Below are 24375 nucleotides of genomic sequence, written 5' to 3'. Positions count from 1 at the left end.
CCCTCACAGCTAAAACTGATGAGGGTTTTTTGTTTGTAACATCTTCTATGTAAAAGCTGTATTTCTATAGTTTTTCGATAATTTTTTATCTATCAATCAGGCTTAATCTGTATCTTTAGCCAAATATCTAATCAAATGAATATCAATATAGGAGCCCGCAGAGAAGTACTAGTGCATATTGAAAAATATATGCTCGAGAACATGCATGAATACTTAAAACCTATTGACACCAATTGGCAACCATCTGATTTTTTGCCTGATTCCACTCGTGATACCTTCTTTTCTGAAATTAAAGATCTTAAGGAAAATGCAGAAGCTCTTTCTTATGATTTAGTAGCTGTTTTAATTGGTGATACTATTACAGAAGAGGCTTTACCTACTTATGAGTCTTGGTTGAGCATGGTTGATGGTATTTCCAGAGATGAAGATAATGGTTGGATGAAGTGGGTGAGACAATGGACTGCTGAGGAAAATCGTCATGGGGATCTTCTTAATAAATATTTATACCTTTCTGGTCGGGTGAATATGCGCCAAATGGAGATTTCTACTCAATATTTAATTGCTGATGGCTTTGATATTGGTACAGGTCATGATCCTTACCGTAACTTTATCTATACTTCTTTCCAAGAAATTGCAACAAATATTTCTCATAGAAGGGTTGCAACTTTAGCTAAGCAAGAGGGTGATACCTTATTGTCAAAAATGTGTGGTGTAATTGCTTCTGATGAAGCTCGTCACGCTAAAGCTTATAAAGATTTTATGTCTCGTATTTTTGAGGTTGATCCTAGTGAAGCTATGATCGCTTTTGAGGATATGATGCGTAATAAAATCGTTATGCCAGCCCACTTCCTTCGTGAAGTTGGTTTACAGATGGGTCAGACTTTTGGTCACTTTACAGATGCCGCTCAGCGGTTAGGTGTTTATACTGCTGTTGATTATGTTCAGATTATGAAGTCATTAATCGAGGACTGGCAAATTGAAAAATTACGTGATTTAAATGAAGCTGGTGAGCGTGCACGTGATTACGTAATAAACCTCCCTGATCGTTTGTTAAGAATCGCTGAAAGAATGAAAAATCCTTCTTTGGAGTATAAATTTAGCTGGATAGCTGGTTAATTTTATTCGTATAAAAAAAGAAACCCGACCCTATTTTATTAAGGTCGGGCTTTTTTATGAAATTTTAATTATTTCTTAACTAACTGCATCTTCTCTGGATTCCATAAAATAGCAGTATCATTATTATAACTATCATTGCATAATAATGCTGGTGCAGCTGCACGATATCCAAAAATAGCGTCTTCAGCAACTTTAGTATTTGTTCTGATAGCATTAAAGAAATTAGCGAAGTGGTCATAATGCGCTCCTAAATATCCTTTTTCAACAGCAAACGTATATTCTTCTTGAGGAAGTATTCTCTTTCGTTCTGTAAGAGGCGTCCCTGCCTTTTTCATGCTTTCTATATAAAAAGGGTCATCCTTTGAGAAATTTTTGTTTCTACGTAATGTAACACTATCCCAGCCAATATCCATAGCACCTTCACTTCCGATAAGCTTTAAAATGGTATTACCACTTGTACCATCTACGAAATTGCATCTTAATGAAAGGTTGAAGGCTGGATGCGCTTCAGCCTGTTCAGGATAGTCGAAAATGCCTAGAAGTACATCAGGAACCTCCCTGCCATCTTTCCAGTATCTTAAGCCTCCAGAAGAATAAATTTTGTTTGGCCCATAGGTGCCCGTAATAAAGTGTAAGCTAGAAAACAGGTGAACGAATAAATCGCCTGACATGCCAGTTCCATAATCACGGTAATTTCTCCATCTAAAAAAACGTTTTGCATCAAAGTCGCGTTTGGTGGTATTACTTAAAAATGCCTCCCAATCCACTGTTTGTTTTGAAGCATCTGCTGGAATTGGATAATTCCATGCTCCTCCTGGTGAGTGGCGCGCCCAAAATCCTTCCGCAAAATTAAGTTCTCCTATTGCTCCATCTTTTAATAATTCTCTTGCTTTTTCATTTCCTAAAGATGAAACACCCTGACTTCCAACTTGAAATACTTTGCCAGTTTCTTTTTGTGCTTGAATTACTGCTGGTCCTTCACCGATGCTATGTACCATTGGCTTTTCGCAATACACATGTTTACCTGCTCTCATGGCATCAATAGAAATTTGTTGGTGCCAATGATCTGGAGTTGCAATAATAACTGCATCAACATCGGCGCGACTTAAAATTTCTTTGTATGATCTGGTCGTGAAAATATCTTGTCCCCAACGTGTTTTGGCATCTCTTAAACGTCCATCGTACAAATCGCATGCAGCAACTATTTTAACTCCAGGAACCATTAAAGCGGTCATTACATCACCCGTACCCATGCCACCAGCACCAATTAATGCGATGTTTATTTGATCATTTGCACTAAATTCTGCTCTTTTTGAAATTGAGATAAATTTATTATTGTTTTCAGGACTTGCTGCAAGTACTTGGCTCCCTACCGCAACAGCAGCCGTTGAGGTAGCTAACTTTTTTATAAAGCCTCTGCGTGATGATTCTGGATTTGTTTTCATTTAATATTCTAAGATTTTTGTTTGTGCTTGATTTTTTAATGGAATCGAGCTAATTATTTTTATATGCTTTAATTTTTTATTTAATTTCCTTTAAATGGATGTTTTTCCATCTTACTTTAATGCCACCACCATCGTGGATTTGAAGTGCAATAAAACCAGTTGCTGCGCCTATTTTCGCATCTTTTATATTTGAGATTTGATTGCCATTTAACCAAGTAGTAATCTCATCATTGTTTACTTCAATTTTACCTCTATTCCAGCCATCAGCACTTAAACTACTTTCTTCTTCTGCTGTAGGCTTTGTTAGCCAGCCTCTACCGTATGATTCATAAATGCCACCTGTTCCGTTTCCTGGGGGAGCAACTTCAACTTGCCAACCGCTAATTTTTGTTCCTTCGATGGAAGATCGAATAAATACCCCGCTATTTCCATTGGCCTCTAATTTGAAATCGTACTCCAAAATGAAATTTTTATACTTTTTATCTGTAGAAAGGTATCCATATTTTTTATCGGGCCCGCTTTCGCATACTAAATTCCCATTTTCTACATACCATTTTTCGGTGCCATGGATGGTCCAGCCACTTAAATCTTTACCGTTAAAAAGTTTTTGTTTGCTCTGTGCTTGTACACTCGTAGATATTAGAATGCAAGTAATAAGAAATAGGATTTGCTTCATCTTTTATAATTTATAATTAAATATAGTTTTTAAAAAGGGTTTTCAAAAACGTATTTAATAAATTACAAAGTGTTAAGCTTATTTATAAATAGATTAATGTTGATTTAAGATTTTTTCTGATTACTATGCAAGCATTGTGATTTTAATGCCAATTAGTTCTGTTAGTCTCCACTTTATACAAAGCTATATTTTGTAGTTCTCTGGCAGCTTCCAGTGGAATATATGGTGCAATTATAGTTCCTCCAGCAGTATGAATTACTAAGTCGGCGAGAGTTTTACTCTGTTGAAATAAGTTTTGTCTAATTTTAACGGACTGGATTTTTTCCCATCTCAAAAGGCTTGTTTTCTCTCCAAATACTCCCGTATGAATATGGATTAGCTCATCTGTCCAAGAAAAGAGGAATTTTTTTCTGTACAAACCATAGTTTAGTAATAGATAAAGTGGTAGAGCTGGAACTAAGAAAAGAAAATGCTTTTCTTCTACAAAATAAAGAAGTGGGAATAATAGAATGAGTGAAGGAAGTACACCATTAATCAATGTCTTTCTAATCCAATAGGATTTGTCAATTCTCAAATTATTTTCGAATTTGATTGGTAAATGAGTGTAATATGTGCTAGCTAATCTGTTTAGAGCAGTTTCAGAAGTGATTGGCGCATTAATTTTCAGATTGTTTTTTACTTCAACTCCACCGATAGTGTGAAATTCGAAAAGGTACATTGAGATTTTTTTTCTTAACCAATTTGTTTTCCATGATACAAATTGAATCTTTTTAAAAGGCAAAACTTTTTGGGAATTATTAATTAAGCCTTTATTAATTGTAAACCCTTGGGTGTTTTTAGCAATTTGAAAGTTTAGAAATGCGATGATTGTCCGAATTAAGGAAACTAAAATGGAAATAATTAACACAGCAATTAGTCCCATGCTAATTAAAAATACGCCACTTTCCACAAATTTATTCGTGGAGTCTTCCATTAAACTTTCATAATCTTCCATTAAGCCTTTGATATTATTTAGGAATGAGAATGTTAGTCCGATAAGAATTAATAACGTTTCAAAGTGATTGGCTGTAAAGCCTAATTTTAACAGATCTTTGAAGTTTAGTTCTGAAATAATTTCATCATTATTTTCAACATCTTCTTCGCTCTTCTTTTTTTGGAGGATGAACTCCATTAAGGCTTCGGCATCTGTTTTAGGGAATTGAATTTTAATTTCTTCTTTCGTTGAGCCGGGACTGTCAAAGGATAATTCAGATAGGTTAAAGATTTTTTGCACCCAATTTTGGTTTATGTGTACAGTTTGAATCTTATGTAATGGCAATGTTATTTGCTTGCGAGAGAAAATCCCACTTTTTACTTGTACTTCATCTTCAGTGATTTTAAATCTAAAGAAGAAATAATCCAATAATGATTTAAATAAAACAAATCCCGGTAAAATTAGGTAGATAAAGTCCTCGCCCGTATCTTTTTCTCTATCTGCTTTAATGATTATATATAGGAAAAAGGGCCAAAAATTTTTGGCTAGTTGGACTATTGTTTTAAAAATAATATGTCCGAAAGCACTAATTGGCTGACGCCTAAACTCAGTCTGAAAAATATTATTCATTCTCCTGCTGATTCTTTAAAATAATCAGATCCCGCATATCATTTGCTTGTTCCTGACTTAGTCCAGGAATAACAATGTCAGAATCATTGCCTCCGGCAGAGTATATTTTCAGTTTGCTGATGCCTAAATCTCTTTCAAATACACCAGCATCAACAGAACAGTGTTGGATACGGTTAAAAGGGCAAACATGTAAGCTTTTATTTAACCAGCCTGTTTGATAGAGAATATCATGATCTCTGATGGCATAGGCCTTATTTTTAAAATTAAGATAGCTTAATCTGAAGTTTAAGAAACAAAGGATGGAATATGCGGCTAGTGTTATTCCAGCCATAATCCAGCTATGAAATTCTTCATTTAGAATCGCCACAATTAAGGTAGCAATGAAAATTATGAACCAATAAAATACTTGATAATAAGTTACAACTGTATAATATCGCTCATCTATAGGAATTAAATTGGCATCCTCTGCTTTTGGGAGTGTGGTAATATCTAGCTCTGAATTTGAAAATTGCATTACATATTCCTCCTATATTGACCTCCAACTTCATATAAAGCATGAGATATTTGACCTAAGGAACATACCTTACAAACTTCCATCAAACTTTCAAAAATATTCTCTCCTGCGACAGCTTTTTGCTGAAGGCTTTTTAATAAGCTAGCGGAATATTCGCTATTCCTATTTTTAAATGCCTCTAATGCCGAAATTTGGAATTTTTTCTCTTCTTCTGTAGCTCTTATGACCTCCGAAGGGATAATTGTTGGAGAACCATTCTTATTGAGGAATGTATTTACCCCAATAATTGGGAATGTTCCATCGTGTTTAAGTGTCTCATAATAAAGTGATTCCTCTTGAATACGACTTCTTTGGTACATGGTTTCCATCGCGCCAAGCACTCCGCCACGATCATTAATGCGTTTAAATTCTTCAAGAACCGCAGCTTCTACTAAATCAGTAAGCTCTTCAATGATAAATGCGCCCTGAAGTGGATTTTCATTTTTCGCTAAACCTAGTTCTCTATTAATAATGAGCTGTATGGCCATCGCTCTACGAACAGATTCTTCTGTAGGCGTGGTTATAGCCTCATCATAAGCATTTGTATGAAGAGAGTTACAATTATCGTAAATGGCATATAATGCTTGTAGGGTGGTCCTGATATCGTTAAAATCGATTTCTTGAGCATGCAATGATCTTCCAGAAGTTTGAATATGGTATTTTAATTTCTGAGAGCGGTCATTGCCATTGTATTTATGTTTTATTGCTTTAGCCCAAATTCTTCTTGCTACGCGACCAATTACTGAATATTCTGGATCGATGCCATTGGAGAAGAAGAAGGATAAATTAGGCGCAAATTCATCAATATGCATTCCTCTGCTTAGATAGTATTCAACAAAGGTAAAACCATTACTTAGGGTAAATGCTAGCTGAGAAATTGGGTTTGCACCTGCTTCTGCGATGTGATAGCCAGAGATTGAAACTGAGTAGAAATTTCTAACTTGATTATCAATGAAATATTTCTGGATATCGCCCATCATTCTTAAAGCGAATTCGGTTGAGAAAATGCAGGTGTTTTGCGCCTGATCTTCTTTAAGAATATCCGCTTGAACGGTACCTCTTACATTAGCAATGGCGTAAGCTTTAATCTTTTGGTACACATTATCCGGCAGAACTTGGTCTCCTGTGAGCCCTAAAAGCATTAAACCTAAACCATTATTCCCTTCTGGAAGTTTGCCCCGATAGGAGGGTTTCGGAATTCCGCGCGATTTAAAAATCTGATCGATTTTTACTTTTATTTCTTCTTCTAATCCATTTTCAATGATGTATTTCTCACATTGCTGGTCGATGGCCGCATTCATAAAAAAGCCAAGAAGCATAGGTGCTGGCCCATTTATTGTCATAGAAACCGACGTAGATGGATGGCATAAATCAAATCCGCTATATAATTTCTTCGCATCATCAAGCGTAGCAATGCTGACACCTGAGTTCCCAATTTTGCCATAAATATCTGGTCGGATGTCGGGATCTTCTCCATAGAGTGTAACCGAGTCAAATGCCGTTGATAAGCGATGTGCTGGTTGTCCCAATGACACATAGTGGAAGCGTTTGTTCGTTCTTTCTGGTCCGCCTTCACCTGCAAACATTCGTGTTGGATCTTCACCCTCTCGTTTTAGCGGGAAAACACCTGCGGCAAATGGAAATTCACCAGGTACATTTTCAGTTAGTATCCATTTTAGAATATCACCCCAAGCTTCATAGCGAGGCAATGAGATCTTCGGAATACGTAGTTTTGATAGGGATTCGGTATAAAGAGATTGCTTTATTTCTTTATCACGTACTTTGTAGATGAAATTGTCTGCTTTATATTTTTTTATGGTTTCGGGCCACTCTTCCAAGAGTCGCTTACATTCACGATCTAAACTTTGTTCTAGCTGAATGTATATTTCTTTGAGCGATTTTATCGTTTCTTCTTGCTTAAACTCTTCTGCAAGGCCTATTGCGCCATGAATTTGGAAGAGTTGTTGTGCAATTTTAGATTGCTTATTTACCCAAGTAGTATAATCTGCATTAGCTTCAACAATTTCGGCAAGGTAACGCGTGCGATCTGGCGGGATGATATAGTTTTTCTCAGATTGCTGCGAGCTTAGCTCCATTTTAGCTTTGAAATCAAATCCGGTTTTTCTTAAAATGGCTTGCATCAATTCTGCAAATAGCTTATTCATTCCCGGGTCATTGAACTGAGAAGCCATGGTACCTATCACAGGTAATTCCTCATCTGCAGTATCAAAAAGATGATGATTACGCTTGAACTGCTTCCTTACATCTCTGATTGCATCTAATGCACCACGTTTATCGAATTTATTGATAGCAACCAAGTCCGCAAAATCGAGCATATCGATTTTCTCCAATTGTGTGGCAGCTCCAAACTCGGGAGTCATTACGTATAATGAAACATCAGCGTGTTCAGTAATTTCTGTATCGGATTGGCCAATTCCAGATGTTTCGACGATAATTAAGTCATATCCAGCTGCTTTGCATATATCGATAGATTCTTGAACATATTTCGAAAGTGCCAGATTAGCTTGTCTAGTTGCAAGCGAGCGCATGTAAACTCTAGAATTATTAATAGAGTTCATTCTAATTCTGTCGCCCAATAAAGCGCCTCCACTTTTTCTTTTGGATGGATCTACGGAAATAATGGCGATATTTTTATCGGTTTCGACTAAAAAACGTCTGACTAATTCATCGATTAAGGATGATTTTCCTGCGCCACCTGTTCCGGTGATGCCAACAACTGGAATTACTTTTCCTGCATTGATTTTTTTAAGTTCTTTTAGGAATTGCTCAGTCTGCTCTGGGTGGTTTTCGGCCAATGTTATTGCTGCTGCAATGGCTTTTTTGTCCTTTTTTTCAATTCCCTTGAGTTCATTATTGAGGCTATTTCTTGTGAGGAAATCGCATTGTTGGAGCATGTCATTAATCATTCCCTGTAGACCCATTTTACGTCCGTCGTCTGGAGAGTAGATCTGTGAGATGCCATATTCTTTTAATTCTCTAATCTCTTCGGGAAGAATTACTCCGCCACCACCTGCAAATATTTTAATATGCCCAGCTCCCATTTCTTGAAGTAGGTCATACATGTATTTGAAATATTCATTATGGCCACCTTGATAGGAAGTCATGGCAATGCCTTGCACATCTTCCTGAATCGCACAATTAACAACCTCCAAAACGGAACGGTTGTGGCCTAGGTGTATTACTTCGGCTCCTGAGGACTGCAAAATACGGCGCATGATGTTGATAGTAGCATCGTGCCCATCGAATAAAGCAGCTGCTGTTACAAAACGTATCTTGTGTTTGGGTTTATAAACTTCGGTCATTGGTTAGTCCTAATTATTCTGCAAAGGTAAGAATAATTGCTATGCCGTGTGATAAAAGACAGATAAGAAACAAAATAGGGGCAAATTTGCAATTGCAATTTTTGCCCCTATTTTTTAACCTTTTTTAGGTTTGTGTTTACTTGGCATTTTGGGAGCCTTTTTTTTTCCTTGAACCATGGAGTTGATATTGCCTTTGTTGACCGTAGCTTGCTTGTTATCAGTTTGATAAGACATCTGGCCACCGCTGTTTGAGATCCCTCTTTGCTTCAGCTCCGTAATTTCTGATTTGAATGCAAGGTTAGACTTAGAACTCCCTTGTTTGTTTTCTTTCGACTTGTTTTTTGCAATTGTTTTCATCTTCACATTCATTTGTTTAGGTGAAAGCATTTTATAAAATGCCTGTCTATAAACAACAAATAAACGTTTTGAATGTTTCTGAATTTAAAGCCAATTTTTCTTTTTGAAATAAACTAAGGTTAATACCGATGACAGAATCATAAGTCCGATGGCGAATAAATACCCATAATCCCAGTTGAGTTCAGGTATAAAGCTGAAGTTCATCCCATAAATGCTCGCAATGAGGGTAGGTGGCATAAAGGCAACAGTGGCAACGGTAAATATTTTAATAATTCTATTCTGTTCAATGTTTACCAAACCCATAAATGTGTCTTGGAGGTACTCTAAACGCTCAAATGCAAATTTATTATGCTCAATAAGTGATCCGATATCCTTGATCATGATTCGCAAAACGTTCATGTATTCTTCTGGGAAAAGATTGCTTTTCATTAAGGAGGATACTAACCTTTGCTTATCGATGATGTTTTCACGCATTAAAATGTTATAGTTTTGAAAAGACGCAATTTTTAGGAGTATCTCCTCATCTGATCGTTTCCTATTTAAGGTGAGTTTTTTATTGAGATCGGCAATGTCTTTTGCTAGTCCCTCAATGATATCAGCATCCTGCTCAATTCCTGTTTCGAGGATGTTTAATAAGATGTGATAACCATTTGTAAATGCTCCAGGGTTTGATTTGATTTTTTTTACGGATTCTCTAAAGGTTTTCAAATTATCATCCCGATAGGTAAAAAGGATGCCTTTTTCTAATATTATTGAAACTGGGCAATAGTCGAATTCCTGCTCTTTTAGTGAAAGAAAATTTGAATTGATAATTAATTCATCGTCAAGTTCATAAAAGCGTGATGAACTTTCAATCTCTGTTGATTCTTCAACGGATGAATATTTGATATCAAAGTAATTCTCAATAGTAACCTTTTCTTCAACCGTCGAATTTTGAAGATCTACCCAAACAAGGTCATTTTGTGGGATTGACTCCAATAATGTGATATCACTTTCTTTTGCAAGACGCTTATCTTTTTTATAGTAAATCCTGAGCATAGTCTTATTTTAAGGGTAAGATTGATTTTTTGTATCTTTGCAAAAATATAACTTTGGGAACACCTTTAGATTACGGAATTAAAAATTATAATCATTATGGCGCTTATCTTAAAAATAAGTACAATGGCCAGCGTGTTTATAAGATTATTGCTGATGGCGGATTTACTTGTCCAAACCGGGATGGGAGTAAAGGCTATGGCGGCTGTACCTATTGTAATGTAGATTCCTTCACACCTGAGCTTTCGCGAAAATTGCCAGCCATTCGTGATCAAATTGAGCAGGGAATGGAAAGGGCTATTAAAAATTATAAAGCCGAAAAGTTTATTGTTTATTTTCAGCCCAATACCAATACCTATGCGCCAACGCATTATTTAAAAATGCTTTATGATGAAGCATTAAGTGTAAATACAGAAAATATTCTTGGTTTATCGGTTGGTACGCGACCAGATTGTATTGATTTTGAAAAACTGGCTCTGCTTGAGAGTTATGCCGATCGTTTTGATGTTGATTTGGAAATGGGAATGGAGTCGATTTATGATGAGACTCTGCTGCAAATAAATCGGGGCTGCAGTCATCAAGAATTCATTAATGCTGTCCAGCTCGCTCAAAATACTAAAGTTGATATTTGTGTTCATACTATTTTTGGATTCCCTTGGGAAACCCATGAAATGATGCTTCGCTATGCGGATGAGATTAATAGATTCCCGCAAATTAAATTTGTTAAACTACACCATCTTCATATTGTAAAAGGATCAATAATGGGCTCAAAATATGCTCGAGATCCATTTAAGGTCTTTACAATTGATGAATACACTGATTTTATAGCTGAATTTATTCCTCTTTTACGACCAGATATTGTTTTACAGCGCCTGTTTGGTCTTGCAGATTATGATTTATTAATTGCTCCTAACTGGGGAATGAAAAAATCGGAAATCCAGACTTATATCGATAAGAAATTAGAACAAAAGGGAATTGTTCAGGGTAGTAAGTATAAATCTGCTTAAAATTATTTTTTTTAGGCTCTTTTCTATTAATTTTTCTTAAAATTCTAATTATTTTCTTTTTTAAAAGACATTTTAATGTTAATTGTCTTTTTTTTTGGATCGTTTATTCTTTATTTTTTCAAAAAAGCCATCAGTTTTTTATATTAATTTGATAAAAATCTAGATATAATATTAAAAAATTTATAAATAGTCTATCATATTGGCTATTTATTAAATTATTTTAATAAAAATTGAAGCAAATTTTAAAATATTTTTAAGTTAATAAGAATATTCGATTTTATTTATCATATTTTTGGTTAATTATTAAAATAATTAAAAATATTTTAGAAAAATGGCCATAAAATTCGACATTAAGCAAATTGCTCCCTTTTTTATCTTGTGTTGCATTGCAATTTCTTCTATTTTTATTAAATCTGTTCCGAATTTCGAGGATACATCTCAATATAATGCTGCAGATATTGCATGGATGCTAATTGCCACTGCTCTTGTGTTTTTAATGACACCTGGTTTAGCTCTGTTTTATGGTGGAATGGTGCATCGCAAGAATGTTATTTCTACCATGATAAAAAGTGTGGTAGCTGCTGGGGTTGTAAGTGTTTTATGGATTACTGTCGGATTTAGTTTGGCTTTTGGTAGTTCATTAGGTGGTTTAATTGGTAATCCTTTAGATTTTCTTTTCTTTAAAGGAGTAAATTCAGGTGCTCCATGGAGTTTGGCGCCCACAATCCCACTAACATTATTTGCATTTTTTCAATTAATGTTCGCCATTATTACTCCCGGTTTGGTGGTTGGTGCAGTTGCCGAGCGAATTCGATTTACATCTTACATCCTATTTATTTGTCTTTTTAGTCTGCTTGTTTATACGCCACTAGCACATTGGACTTGGCATCCGGACGGCTTTCTATTTAAAATGGGTTCTTTTGATTTTGCTGGCGGGACAGTTGTTCATATCTCTGCCGGAATGGCTGCACTAGCAGGGGCATTAGTGTTAAAGCGTAGAAGAGTGCACGTAGAGCGTCGTGAAATCCCACCTGCAAATATCCCTTATGTTTTAATTGGAACCGGTTTATTATGGTTTGGTTGGTTCGGATTTAACGGGGGGTCTGCCTTTGGTGCTAATAGTCTAGCTGTTTCTGCCTTCGCTACTACTAATGTTGCGGCAGGCGCAGCAGGTTTATCTTGGATGTTTTTTGATGTACTTCGTGGTAAAAAGCCATCTGTATTAGGTTTTTGTCTTGGTGCCATTATTGGCATGGTTGCTATTACCCCAAGTGCCGGATTTGTGGCTATTCCTCAAAGTATTTTTATTGGTGCCTTCACTGCCTTAATTTCAAACTTGGCCGTTTATTGGAAATCAAAAACTAAACTTGATGATACCTTAGATGTTTTTCCTTGCCATGGTGTTGGCGGAATAGTGGGCATGCTCTTAACGGGAGTTTTTGCTACTAAAACTGTTAATCCTGAGGGAGTTGACGGACTTTTATATGGAAATCCTGAATTTTTCTTTACTCAGCTAAAAGCATTGTTGATAGTTGTTGTATTCAGTTTTACGATGTCTTTTATTATTTTTAAGTTCATCAATTTGATTCAACCTATTCGTGTAAGTTCTGAAGATGAAGAAGAAGGATTGGATGCTACACAGCATAATGAAAAATATTCACAAGGCACCCTCATTGTAAGTAATAAAGGAGATGCTTATGAGACTGAAACAGATAATGATTTTGGGAAATTAAATTCGATTGCTTTTAAAGCTGAATAATAGATTATTAGGAGCAATTTAAAACAAAAAAAACCTACCGCGGAATAGAAACGGTAGGTTTTTGGTATTTAATCTGTGAGTTTTTTATATCGAATTCGATGTGGTTGAACATCACCCGTTCGTTTTTTTCTATTCTCTTCGTATTCAGAATAATTGCCTTCGAAATAATAGACTTGCGAATTGCCTTCAAAAGCGAGTATATGCGTACATACTCTATCTAAAAACCAACGGTCGTGCGAAATAATTACAGCACAACCACCAAAATTTTCTAATCCCTCTTCAAGTGCTCTTAATGTATTTACGTCGATATCATTTGTAGGCTCATCTAAAAGGAGAACGTTTGAGCTTTTCTTTAAAGTTATGGCTAAGTGAACTCTATTTCTTTCTCCACCAGAAAGCACGGAAATTTTCTTCTGTTGATCTGCACCATTGAAGTTGAATTTAGAAACATAAGCTCTCGAATTTACCGGGCGATTCCCAAGTAAAATAGTTTCCTGTCCATCTGTTATATTTTCCCAAACTGATTTTTCTGCATCTAAGTCATCATGCATTTGATCTACATAGCCTAATGCAACGGTTGGCCCAACTCTAAATGATCCTGCATCAGGGGTTTCTTGTCCGGTTATTAAACGGAATAAGGTTGTTTTACCAGCTCCATTTGGTCCGATAATACCTACAATCCCTGCTGGAGGTAGTGCAAAGCTTAAGTTGTCGAATAATAATTTATCACCATAAGCTTTGGTTACATTTTGCGCTTCGATAACAAGATTTCCGAGCCTTGGTCCTGGCGGAATAAATAATTCCAGCTTATCTTCTCTTTCCTTGGTATCTTCTGAAGCTAATTTCTCGTAATTAGACAAACGCGCTTTCGATTTGGCATGACGAGCTTTAGGGGCCATTCGAACCCACTCAAGCTCTCTTTCCAGTGTTTTTTGACGTTTGCTCTCAGTTTTTTCTTCAGAAGCTAGCCTTTTTGCTTTTTGGTCGAGCCAAGATGAATAGTTTCCTTTCCAAGGAATACCTTCGCCACGGTCGAGTTCTAGAATCCATCCAGCAACATTGTCAAGGAAATATCTGTCGTGAGTAACGGCGATAACAGTTCCTTTATATTGTTTTAAGTGTTGCTCAAGCCAATCGATACTTTCAGCATCAAGGTGGTTTGTAGGCTCATCTAATAATAAAACATCGGGTTCTTGTAATAATAATCGGCATAGTGCCACGCGTCTGCGTTCACCCCCTGACAAAGTGGCAATTTTTGTGTCTGGCTCTGGGCAGCGAAGAGCATCCATTGCCCGATCTAGCTTACTATCAAGCTCCCATGCTCCGCTGGCATCGATTTGATCTTGTAATTCGCCTTGTCTTGCAAGGAGTTTATCCATTTCATCGGCATTTTCATACACTTCTGGGAGTCCGAATTTCTCGTTTATGTCTTCATACTCCTTCAATAAGGCAGTAATTGCGGCAACACCTTCTTCTACAACCTCCCTAACTGTCTTTTGGGCATCTAATTGAGGCTCCTGAGCCAAATAACCAACAGTATATCCCGGCGAAAAAACAACTTCTCCTTGATATGATTTGTCTAATCCAGCAATGATTTTTAATAGGGACGACTTCCCCGAGCCATTTAGTCCGATGACACCAATCTTAGCACCATAGAAAAATGACAAATAAATATTCTTAAGTACCTGTTTCTGTGGGGGATAAATCTTATTTACCCCAGCCATAGAAAAAATTATTTTTTCGTCTGACATTTGTGTTTATTATTGATCTACAAATATCGTATTTTAGTCAGAGACATGTCAACTTTATTATGCGATATGTTTAGAATTGCGTTTTTTATAGAATGGCTTAATTGTTGATAAATGTTCTACGAACGTCAGGTTTATTAAGCTAATAATTTTATACATTAGGGCGTTAATACTTATAGAAAGGTAATATAATGGAAGCTAAATTTTCACCACGCGTTAAAGACGTCATTTCATATAGCAGAGAGGAAGCCCTGCGACTGGGTCATGATTATATTGGCACTGAGCATTTATTGCTTGGCCTCATAAGAGAAGGGGATGGGATGGCAATTAAAATATTAAAGAATGCAGGTGTTGATACTGCTAGATTGCGTAAGTCTGTAGAAGACTCTGTAAAGGGTACATCTAGCACTACGGCTAATCTCGGCAATATTCCGCTAACCAAGCAGGCAGAAAAAGTTTTAAAGATAACTTATCTCGAAGCAAAGATATTTAAAAGCGATATTATTGGGACGGAGCATTTACTGCTTTCAATTCTTCGTGATGAAGATAATATTGCTTCTCAGATTCTTCAGCAGTATAATGTTAACTATGATATATTTAAAACGGAGGTCGAGAATAATAAAGATGGTTTCCGAGATGAAGCTCCTCAAAGTTCTGCTGCAGGTGAAGATGATTTAAGAGAAGAGGAAAGCTTTAGTCAGCCGAAAAAGGTATCTGATATAAAATCAAAAACTCCAGTTTTAGATAATTTTGGCCGCGATTTAACGCGTGCTGCAGAAGATGGCAAATTGGACCCAATTGTTGGCCGTGAAAAGGAAATAGAACGTGTTTCTCAAATCTTGTCACGTCGTAAAAAGAATAATCCTATACTTATTGGTGAGCCGGGAGTGGGTAAATCTGCTATTGCAGAGGGACTAGCCTTAAGAATTGTTCAACGAAAGGTATCTCGTGTACTTTTTAATAAGAGAGTGGTAACGCTTGATTTGGCTTCATTGGTTGCGGGTACAAAATATCGCGGTCAGTTTGAAGAGCGTATGAAGGCTGTCATGAATGAATTGGAGAAATCTCCGGATGTGATTCTTTTTATTGATGAGATTCATACAATAGTTGGAGCAGGTGGTGCATCTGGGTCTTTAGATGCCTCAAATATGTTCAAACCAGCTCTTGCTCGTGGTGAAATTCAGTGCATTGGAGCAACTACTTTAGATGAGTATCGTCAATTTATTGAAAAAGATGGCGCCCTTGATCGTCGTTTCCAAAAGGTAATGGTTGAGCCAGCAACTCCTGCAGAAACAATCGAAATTCTCAATAGAATTAAAGAGAAATATGAGGAGCATCACGGTGTAACTTATACAGATGAGGCAATTAATGCCTGCGTAAGTCTCACTGCACGCTACATTACAGATCGTTTCCTTCCCGATAAGGCTATTGACGCTCTCGACGAGTCTGGATCACGTGTTCACCTTACCAATATACATGTCCCACAAAATATTATTGATGTGGAGCAGAAAATCGAAGAGATTAAAATAGAAAAAAACAAAGTAGTTCGCAGTCAGAAGTATGAAGAAGCCGCAAAGCTTCGCGACACTGAAAAAAACTTGCTTGAAGAACTTGAAAAAGCGAAAAGTGAGTGGGAGGCTGAGACAAAAACTAAGCGCTATACCGTATCTGAGGATAATGTTGCAGAGGTTGTTTCGATGATGACTGGAATTCCTGTTCAGAGAGTAGGGCAGACCGATAGTGCTAAATTACTCGGCATGTTTGACGCTATCAACAGTAGAGTTATTGGTCAGGAAGATGCAGTTAAAAAATTAACGAAAGCCATTCAGCGTACACGTGCGGGCTTAAAAGATCCTAAAAAGCCTATTGGTTCATTCATATTCCTTGGTCCGACAGGTGTTGGAAAGACTGAGTTAGCTAAAGAGCTTGCACGTTTTATGTTTGATACTGAAGATGCTCTTATTCAGGTAGATATGAGTGAGTATATGGAAAAATTCGCTGTATCTCGTTTAGTTGGTGCGCCTCCAGGATATGTTGGTTATGAAGAAGGCGGACAGCTTACTGAGAAAGTTAGAAGAAAGCCTTATGCCGTAGTTCTTTTAGATGAGATTGAAAAGGCACACCCAGATGTATTTAATATTTTGTTGCAAGTGCTTGATGAAGGCCAGCTGACTGATAGTTTAGGTCGTAAGGTAGATTTTAGAAATACCATCATTATCATGACTTCCAATATTGGTGCACGCCAGTTGAAGGATTTCGGACAAGGTGTTGGATTTAGCACTGGAGCAAAGGCTTCTCAGGCAGACACTTATTCTAGAGGTGTTATTGAAAATGCCTTGAAACGTGCTTTCGCGCCCGAGTTTCTGAACCGTGTGGATGATGTGGTTGTGTTTAATTCATTAACTAAAGAGGATATTTTCAAGATTATTGATATTGAGTTGAAAGCTTTATTCGATAGAATTCAGAGCATTGGTTATACAATCAAGCTTACTGATGCGGCTAAAGATTTCATCGCTGAGAAAGGATACGATTCTAACTTTGGTGCTCGTCCATTGAAGCGTGCCATTCAAAAGCATTTAGAAGATCCAATTGCAGAAGAAATTTTGAAAGGTGAGTTGGCAGAAGGTGATTCTTTGGAGGTTGATTATGATAAGGAAAAGGAAGAAATCCGAATCCTAAGCAAAGCGAAAACCACAAAGAAGAAGAAAGAAGAGAAAAAAGAAGAATAGTCTTAATATTATTTAAGTAAAGGGGAATGGTTAATGCAACCATTCCCCTTTTTTTTTCGTCTTCATTATACAGGCATTTCCTGTTTTTATTATGAAAAAGTCTATTCTGTTGCTCGCTTTATTTGTTCTTGTTATGGGTTCTTCTTGTAAGAAAGAACAGATTGTCCCTAATCGTACGATTATTACCAATTTGAATGCAGGGAATTGGATTAAGTTAAATGGAGGCAAATCGTATACGGCTTCTATTAATATGCCTGAAATTGATAATTATTTCAACGATTATGGAGGAGTTTTAGTTTATGTTTCCTTCGAAAATGGGACCTATGAGCAGATTCCGCAGGTTTATGATGGGATTTCTTATAGCTATTTAACGCGTTCTGGCCAGATAGTAATTGAAATTCAAAGTTCTGATGGACTGGCAGTAATTTCACCTCCAGGATCTATAAAAGTTAAAATTGTGCTTATAGAATCTATCTAAAAAATTTTTCCAATAAAAAACCCGAAAGCGAATGCTTTCGGGTTTTTCTATTTTATAATTAGGTTTAGCTATTTTCTACACCTAATCTGTACATTACATCATCACTAACTCCTGTTGATGAGTATCCACCATCATGGAATAAATTCTGCATCGTAACCATACGAGTTAAGTCTGAGAATAAAGTGATGCAATAATCTGCACATGATTCAGCATCAGCATTACCTAGTGGCGCAATGGCATCCGCATAGTCATAAAAACTTCCGAAACCTTTAATTCCAGTCCCTGCAGTAGTTTTTGTAGGCGATTGAGAAACTGTATTGATACGTACTTTCTTATCCAAACCATAGTGATAACCAAAACTTCTTGCAATAGATTCAAGCATTGCTTTGATATCAGCCATATCTGTGTAAAATGGATAGGTACGTTGTGCAGCCATATATGTTAGTGCAACAACACTTCCCCATTCATTGATGGCATCTAATTGCTTTGCTACGCTAAGCATTTTATGTAAAGACAAGGCAGAAACATCTATTCCTTTTTGAAAATAATCGTAGTTAAGCTCAGGATAAGGGATTTTCTTACGAATATTAACGCTCATCCCGATAGAGTGAAGAACAAAATCAATTTTTCCGCCTAGAACCTCTTGCGACTGAGTGAATAAATTGGTTAGGTCTTCAATACTTGTGGCATCAGCAGGAATAATCTGAGAACCTGTTGCTTCAGCTAGCGAATTAATTTCGCCCATACGCATTGCAATTGGTGCATTGGTTAGCACAAATACAGCACCTTCTGCATGTGCTCTTTCGGCAACTTTCCATGCGATTGAATTTTGATCTAAAGCACCGGAGATGATTCCTCTTTTACCTTTTAGTAAATTATACATATAATTGAATTTTTGTTTTTTCTCTTAAATAAAATGCAAATTTATCAATAATCTCTAATTCTTAAACCCTTTAGAATTTAAAATTAGATCACGAGCATTTTGCATTGCCGATTCTCCAGGATTATCCCCACTTAGCATCTTAGCAATTTCTAATATACGTTCTTCCTGATTAAGCTCATTAATATTTGTACGGGTAATTTCTTCTTGCTCATCTTTAAACACGCGGTAATGCGAATCACCTTTGCTTGCTATTTGTGGCAAATGTGTAATAGCAATTACTTGCATGTTTTTCGATAGTTTTTCCATGATATGGCCCACCTTTAGGGCTACTTCACCAGATATTCCAGTATCAATCTCGTCAAAAATAATGGTAGGAAGTGCTGTATGCATTGCGATAAGCGATTTAATGCTGAGCATCAATCTTGAAAGTTCACCACCTGATGCCACTTTATTCATTGGCAATGGCGCCTGACCTTTATTGGCGCTAAATAAAAACTTGATTTGATTATTGCCATTTTCGTCAAATTTGCCGGTTGGAAGGGTCTCATTCAGAATCTGTAGGACTGCATTTGGCATGCCTATCTCAGCTAATGTAGCCATTACGGATGCTTCAACTTTGGGAATGCTTTCGGCGCGACTACTATTTAGTTGAGCTGAAAGTTCCTGCACTTCATTATAGAGTCTATCAACTTCAACTTTTAATTTCTCGATATCTTCATCTGCAAAAAGAATTCCATTGAGCTTATTTGAAATTTCATCGCGAATAGCAATTAGCTCCATTTCTGATGAAACACGATGCTTTTTCTGAAGTGAATAAATTAAGTCTAGGCGCTCACTGAGCTCTAATAACCTATTTTCATTCACCATACTACCTTGTTCAATATCTTCAATCTCAGATAAAATATCTTTGATTTCAATTAAAGAGCTATTAAGGCGTTCTGTAAGAACTGCGACTTCTACTTTGTATTTTTCAGCATTAGCGAGGCTAATTGCGGCCTCTTTAATTTGTGCAATCGCCGAGGGTTCACTTTCACTTAAAATTGAAATGGCATTTAGTAAATTCTTCTTAATATCTTCTGCATGACTTAAGGCATCAAGTTCTTTTACAAGTTCTACCTGCTCGCCAGCGATAAGTTTTGCCTTTTCGAGCTCCTCAAACTGAAATTGAAAATAGTCTAAATCAGCCTTAGATTGCTCACTTTGGCTTATTAAGTCTCTTAATTGAGTCTGCGCCTTTTTATAGGATTTATATACCTTTCGATAGTTGTTTAATAGATTCTGATTTCCAGCTACCGTATCAATTACTAATAACTGAAACTCTTCGTCATTAATTTCGAGGCTTGCATGCTGAGAATGAACATCTATTAATTTTTCACCTAGCTTTTTAAGAATAGCCAGATTAACAGGTGTATCATTAATAAATGCTCTGGTTTTTCCGTCAGATGAAATTTCCCTTCTCAAGACAGTCTCAAGGTCGAAATCAAGATCATTTTCAGTAAAAAACTCATTTAAATGGAAGCCGTCGAGCAGGAAAGTGCCCTCAATGATGCATTTTTTCTGCTGATTGAAGAAATATTTACTTTCAGCTCGCTGACCTAAAATTAAGGATAAAGCACCTAAGATAATTGATTTACCTGCTCCCGTCTCTCCAGTCAAAATATTTAACTCCTTGGAGAAGGATATATCCAGATTATCAATTAAAGCATAATTCCTTATGGCAAGTCGCTTGAGCATGTTTGCGTTAAATTTTTGCTAAATTAATAATTCGATTTAAATGGATTGAATTTTTAAGGTTTTACCTTGTCTTTTTCAAAGATTCGTACTTTAAACTATTGGAAGGGTCAATCTCTGAAAGAGCATCTACAGCCTTTAGTTTATCTTGACTGTCGGCCGAACTTAAAATATTGACAATTTCATCCGCCTTAGCGGTAAAAAACAATTGGTTTAAAACTGAACCTTGCTTTGATTTGTCGATTTTCTGGAGTTGCGGAATGATTGATAGAACAGCTTTTAAGCCCTTTGATTTATTATCTGCCATTACATCTAAGCCATCTCTGTGGTAGGTATATAAGCTCTCTCGGATTGGGTTATAAGACTTGTTAGTCAGGTTTTCAATAAGCCAGAAGCGATTTCTTAAGCTTTCAAATGCTTTCCATCCTGGATTTGGCGCAATTTGTGCATTGTTTAAAACCGTTTCTGCCTTCTGAAAATAAGGAGTTCCACCGAATTTAGAGAAGCTATCATAATCTAGCCCAGTAATTACATAGGCATAAAATGCCAATAAAGAGCTTAAATTTCCAATATAATTCTGGTCTGAAAAGTCTAATGGCTGTCCCTCAGCATAGTTAAATCCAAAGTCCTTATCGCTAATATTTAATAAAGTGCTATTATAACTACTATTGAAAATAGGTCTATTAGATTGAATTTGTGCTTCAGCTTTGAAACTACTCGATCCATCCCAATCGGTAATTGTGATTACAAAATTGCAATCAATACGTTCTTGAGGCTGTAATGCATCTGTTGTCCACTTTCTTCCATTTAAGAAATCCTTGATGCTGGCCTCAAGCATATCTAATATTCGTTTATTTGAATTAGAAAGTTGAGGAGCTAAAATTTGTACGCGTGCATTGAGGTCTTGGGCGTAAATTCCTGGACCAATGAATAACAATATGATGACTAGCAGTATTTTTTTCATTATATTAAATCTAGTATTTTTTTGCAAATATCTACTGCGACCTCATTTTTTGGTTTAAGTTCAAATTTCTCTTGTTTTTTATTGCGATCGATTATGGTAATCTTATTATTATCGTTCTTAAATGCACCTCCCTCATCATTCATAGAGTTCAGAACAATAAAATCAAGATTTTTTTTCTCTAGTTTTTTTATAGCATTTTCAACTTCATTATTTGTTTCGAGTGCAAATCCAATTAAAATTTGTCCTGCCTTTTTCTCTTGTCCAAGCTTTGCTAAAATATCTGGAGTTTTGATGAGATCTAAACCGAATTCGGGACTATCTTTTTTAATTTTCAGGTTTGCTACCTCTTTAGGGCGATAATCGGCAACTGCTGCACTACATATGGTGATGTCGCAATTGTTAAAATTAGATAGACAGGCTTGAAGCATTTCCTCTGCGGATGTTACATCAATCCTATTAATTCGTTTATCTGTTAAATTTAAACTTGTTGGTCCGCTAACAAGAGTAACCTCTGCGCCTAATGCGGATAATTGTTCTGCTATAGCATAACCCATTTTTCCGGAAGAGTGATTTCCGATAAACCTAACAGGGTCAATGGCTTCATAGGTAGGGCCAGCAGTAACTAATGCTTTTTTGCCTTTTAGAGGAAGCCCTTCTTGATATTTATCTAGGATAAATTGAATTATTTCTTCAGGTTCGGCCATGCGGCCTTCGCCTGTTAAGCCACTTGCCAATTCACCATAGGCAGGTTTAATCATTAAATTGCCATAGGACATTAATGAGCTAATATTTTTTTGAGTTGCTGGATGTTTCCACATGTCCAAGTCCATTGCTGGAGCAAAATATACCGGACATTTTGCTGATAGGTAAACTGCAGAGAGAAGATTATCGCAAAGGCCATTTGCGAATTTAGCTAGTGTATTTGCACTAGCAGGCGCAATAATTAGAATGTCTGCCCATAATCCAAGTTCAACATGATTGTTCCATGTTCCTGACTTGGGATCGAAATATTCGGAGAAAACTGGGTTTTTTGATAGCGTGGATAGCGTAAGGGGAGTAATGAAATTACAAGCATCCTTAGTCATAACCACCCTAACATTAGCACCAGCCTTAACTAATAGTCTGGTTAATGAAGCAGATTTATAGCTTGCGATACTACCGCAAACACCAAGCAATATATTTTTATTTGTAAGCATAGGGCATGAATATACCCATCTTAAAGCATGCATGGGGCATAGTATTTTAAAAAAACTATGCCCCTATGCTTTAGTTTTGCTCTTTAGAAGGGTTGCGATAATAAACCTTATTGTTTAAAAACTCATCAACAGCAATTAGAGAAGGCTTAGCCATACGCTCGTAGTGCTTTGAGATTTCAATTTGCTCACGATTTTCAAAAATCTCTTCTAAATTATCATTTGAAGATGCAAATTCTGCTAATTTACCGTGAAGTTCTTCCTTCAGGTTATTTGAAATCTGATTAGCGCGCTTGCTAATAATTACAATCGACTCATATATATTGTCTGTTGTTTTATCTAATTCACGAACATCACGTGTAATAGTGCTGTTTGGAATGGCTGGTTTCGTAGTGCTCATTTTATTTGTTTTTAGTTTCTTCTTTTTTAGTTTCTTCTGTTTTTTTTGATTTTGATGCAGCGGCTGCTTCTGCAGCTTTGATCTTATCCTGATAAATTTTCATTTCGGCTTCTTGAAAAGCAATTAACTTTCTAACGTCTATTATCGCTTTTTCAGAATTCTTAACAATATCTTCACCTTCTTTTAAAAACTTGCTCGAAGGGTAGTTTTTCGCAAATTCGGCAAATAAATTAATTGCTTCATTGTAGCGTTCTTCTTGTTTTATCTCTAAACTAGCTTTCGCATAAAGAGCCTGTGCTTTTACGGTAAGAAATTCCATTTCCTCGGCATATTTAGTATCTGGGAACTCACTCGCCGAATTTCTAAAGGCTATTACTGCCGATTTATAATCACCGATTTCTAAAAAAAGTTTTGCGTTAGCAAAAGATTTCAGTTCTAACTTACCACGTAAATTGCTGATTAGCTTACTTGCTTCTGTAACTCTATCGCTTTTTGGATAAAGGTTAATAAACAATTGTAAAGCTTCAATAGCCTTAATTGTATTTTCTTGGTCTAATGAATAGGTTGGAGATTCAAGATAAAAACAATAAGCAGCCATAAACCGACATTCTTCGGCTTTGGGACTAGAAGCATAAGTGTCTGCGAAATTCTTAAAATGATATCTCGCATTGACATAATCTTTCATTTTGTAATTTGTGTATGCAAAATAATAGGAAAGATCTTCTGCTTCCGCCGTGCCACGATATTTTTGGACTAGGTCATCAAATAAACCTAAGGCCTTATTATAGTCTTTTTTATCGTAAAGACGAATGGCTTCACGGTATTTTTTAGCAGTATCACTGCTTGCGCGTAACTTTTCATATTTGCTTTTGCAGCCTGCAAACGCAATAATAACTACTAGTAATATGCTTATGGTTATATTAAGCTTGTTTTTTAACATTCTGCAAAGATAAGGTAAATCAGTAAAACATCAATTTTATTTAACCACTATTATATAATGTATCATATATATAGCTACGAATGTATTTCTTTCAGTTAATTGAATTAAATCTTTAACAGAATTTAACATCTTATTATTGTACTGTGATAATTAATCATATGCACATTAATTAGGCTTCAGCTTATTTTGATTGGTTCTCTGCAATATCTGTGATATGATTATCTAGCTATTATTGTCTTATTATTTTAGATTTTGGATGTAATTTTACTCTAGAACAGTTGCTTATTAACTAAATATAATGTTCATTCACTATATAAAACCAAGATTTAATCATAATAGATATTAGATCTTGCTTAACATATCCCTTTACAATTCCTTGACAAATAAAATTTATTGATTCTTTATCAGGCAGTTAGGTTAATGTTGTGAATAAAA

Annotated in this window: 19 protein-coding genes; 5 read left to right on the top strand and 14 right to left on the bottom strand. The window is 36.1% G+C overall.

All coding sequences use genetic code 11. The features are described from left to right. The first annotated feature begins 135 nt into the window (after positions 1 to 135). Positions 136 to 1116 carry an acyl-ACP desaturase gene (locus QZ136_RS02820; RefSeq protein WP_291400110.1) on the top strand — a complete coding sequence of 327 codons (981 nt, stop codon included), beginning with the start codon at positions 136 to 138 and terminating at the stop codon, positions 1114 to 1116. A gap of 68 nt (positions 1117 to 1184) precedes the next feature. On the opposite strand, the gene QZ136_RS02815 is transcribed toward QZ136_RS02820, so the two are convergent. From QZ136_RS02815 to corA, 7 genes are all read right to left on the bottom strand, one after another. Then, positions 1185 to 2561 (bottom strand): Gfo/Idh/MocA family oxidoreductase, encoded by a 1377-nt coding sequence (locus QZ136_RS02815; protein ID WP_291400108.1) that lies wholly within the window; start codon positions 2559 to 2561, stop codon positions 1185 to 1187. A gap of 76 nt (positions 2562 to 2637) precedes the next feature. Then, positions 2638 to 3237, bottom strand: a complete 600-nt coding sequence (locus QZ136_RS02810) for a DUF1080 domain-containing protein (RefSeq protein ID WP_291400106.1) — start codon at positions 3235 to 3237, stop codon at positions 2638 to 2640. A gap of 142 nt (positions 3238 to 3379) precedes the next feature. After that, positions 3380 to 4840, bottom strand: coding sequence for a PH domain-containing protein (locus QZ136_RS02805; RefSeq protein WP_291400104.1), 1461 nt, complete (start codon positions 4838 to 4840; stop codon positions 3380 to 3382). Beyond that, a complete protein-coding gene (locus QZ136_RS02800; RefSeq protein ID WP_291400102.1) occupies positions 4833 to 5354 on the bottom strand; it encodes a PH domain-containing protein in 522 nt (173 codons plus the stop codon). Before QZ136_RS02800 ends, QZ136_RS02805 begins: the two co-directional genes overlap by 8 nt. Continuing rightward, a complete protein-coding gene (locus QZ136_RS02795) occupies positions 5354 to 8716 on the bottom strand; it encodes a methylmalonyl-CoA mutase family protein (protein ID WP_291400100.1) in 3363 nt (1120 codons plus the stop codon). The genes QZ136_RS02800 and QZ136_RS02795 overlap by 1 nt, the downstream gene beginning before the upstream one ends. A gap of 114 nt (positions 8717 to 8830) precedes the next feature. Further along, complete coding sequence (locus tag QZ136_RS02790; protein WP_291400098.1) at positions 8831 to 9103, bottom strand: hypothetical protein; 273 nt, start codon at positions 9101 to 9103, stop codon at positions 8831 to 8833. A gap of 54 nt (positions 9104 to 9157) precedes the next feature. After that, entirely contained in the window at positions 9158 to 10111 is a 954-nt protein-coding gene (corA, locus tag QZ136_RS02785) for a magnesium/cobalt transporter CorA (protein ID WP_291400096.1), read from the bottom strand. Positions 10112 to 10164: 53 nt separating this feature from the next. On the opposite strand from corA, the gene QZ136_RS02780 reads away from it, so the two are divergent. Next, positions 10165 to 11115 (top strand): TIGR01212 family radical SAM protein, encoded by a 951-nt coding sequence (locus QZ136_RS02780; RefSeq protein WP_291400094.1) that lies wholly within the window; start codon positions 10165 to 10167, stop codon positions 11113 to 11115. Positions 11116 to 11446: 331 nt separating this feature from the next. Beyond that, the gene (locus QZ136_RS02775) at positions 11447 to 12874 is read left to right on the top strand and encodes an ammonium transporter (protein WP_291400092.1); all 1428 of its coding nucleotides are present in this window, start codon (positions 11447 to 11449) and stop codon (positions 12872 to 12874) included. A gap of 68 nt (positions 12875 to 12942) precedes the next feature. Here QZ136_RS02775 and ettA read toward each other — a convergent pair whose 3' ends face one another. Further along, positions 12943 to 14625 (bottom strand): energy-dependent translational throttle protein EttA, encoded by a 1683-nt coding sequence (gene ettA / locus QZ136_RS02770; protein WP_291400090.1) that lies wholly within the window; start codon positions 14623 to 14625, stop codon positions 12943 to 12945. A gap of 188 nt (positions 14626 to 14813) precedes the next feature. On the opposite strand from ettA, the gene QZ136_RS02765 reads away from it, so the two are divergent. Both QZ136_RS02765 and QZ136_RS02760 read left to right on the top strand, forming a co-directional pair. Then, the gene (locus tag QZ136_RS02765; RefSeq protein WP_291400087.1) at positions 14814 to 17351 is read left to right on the top strand and encodes an ATP-dependent Clp protease ATP-binding subunit; all 2538 of its coding nucleotides are present in this window, start codon (positions 14814 to 14816) and stop codon (positions 17349 to 17351) included. A gap of 91 nt (positions 17352 to 17442) precedes the next feature. After that, positions 17443 to 17829, top strand: coding sequence for a hypothetical protein (locus QZ136_RS02760; RefSeq protein WP_291400085.1), 387 nt, complete (start codon positions 17443 to 17445; stop codon positions 17827 to 17829). A 64-nt stretch (positions 17830 to 17893) separates the two neighbouring features. On the opposite strand, the gene QZ136_RS02755 is transcribed toward QZ136_RS02760, so the two are convergent. The 6 genes from QZ136_RS02755 to bamD form a co-directional block, all read right to left on the bottom strand. Beyond that, on the bottom strand, positions 17894 to 18712 hold the full coding sequence (locus QZ136_RS02755) for an SDR family oxidoreductase (protein WP_291400084.1): 819 nt from the start codon (positions 18710 to 18712) through the stop codon (positions 17894 to 17896). Positions 18713 to 18766: 54 nt separating this feature from the next. Continuing rightward, positions 18767 to 20446 carry a DNA repair protein RecN gene (recN, locus tag QZ136_RS02750; RefSeq protein WP_291400082.1) on the bottom strand — a complete coding sequence of 560 codons (1680 nt, stop codon included), beginning with the start codon at positions 20444 to 20446 and terminating at the stop codon, positions 18767 to 18769. Positions 20447 to 20507: 61 nt separating this feature from the next. Then, complete coding sequence (locus QZ136_RS02745) at positions 20508 to 21407, bottom strand: DUF4835 family protein (RefSeq protein WP_291400080.1); 900 nt, start codon at positions 21405 to 21407, stop codon at positions 20508 to 20510. Continuing rightward, the gene (coaBC, locus tag QZ136_RS02740; RefSeq protein WP_291400111.1) at positions 21407 to 22603 is read right to left on the bottom strand and encodes a bifunctional phosphopantothenoylcysteine decarboxylase/phosphopantothenate--cysteine ligase CoaBC; all 1197 of its coding nucleotides are present in this window, start codon (positions 22601 to 22603) and stop codon (positions 21407 to 21409) included. Before coaBC ends, QZ136_RS02745 begins: the two co-directional genes overlap by 1 nt. Positions 22604 to 22673: 70 nt before the next feature. Continuing rightward, on the bottom strand, positions 22674 to 23000 hold the full coding sequence (locus QZ136_RS02735; protein WP_291400078.1) for a DNA-directed RNA polymerase subunit omega: 327 nt from the start codon (positions 22998 to 23000) through the stop codon (positions 22674 to 22676). 1 nt (position 23001) lies between these two features. Then, complete coding sequence (gene bamD, locus QZ136_RS02730; protein WP_291400076.1) at positions 23002 to 23940, bottom strand: outer membrane protein assembly factor BamD; 939 nt, start codon at positions 23938 to 23940, stop codon at positions 23002 to 23004. Positions 23941 to 24375 lie beyond the last annotated feature (435 nt).

The sequence above is a fragment of the Daejeonella sp. genome (genome assembly GCF_017495225.1).
Lineage (GTDB): Bacteria > Bacteroidota > Bacteroidia > Sphingobacteriales > Sphingobacteriaceae > Daejeonella.
Note: the sequence above shows the minus strand (reverse complement) of the source record. Positions and strands in the feature narration are given on the sequence as shown.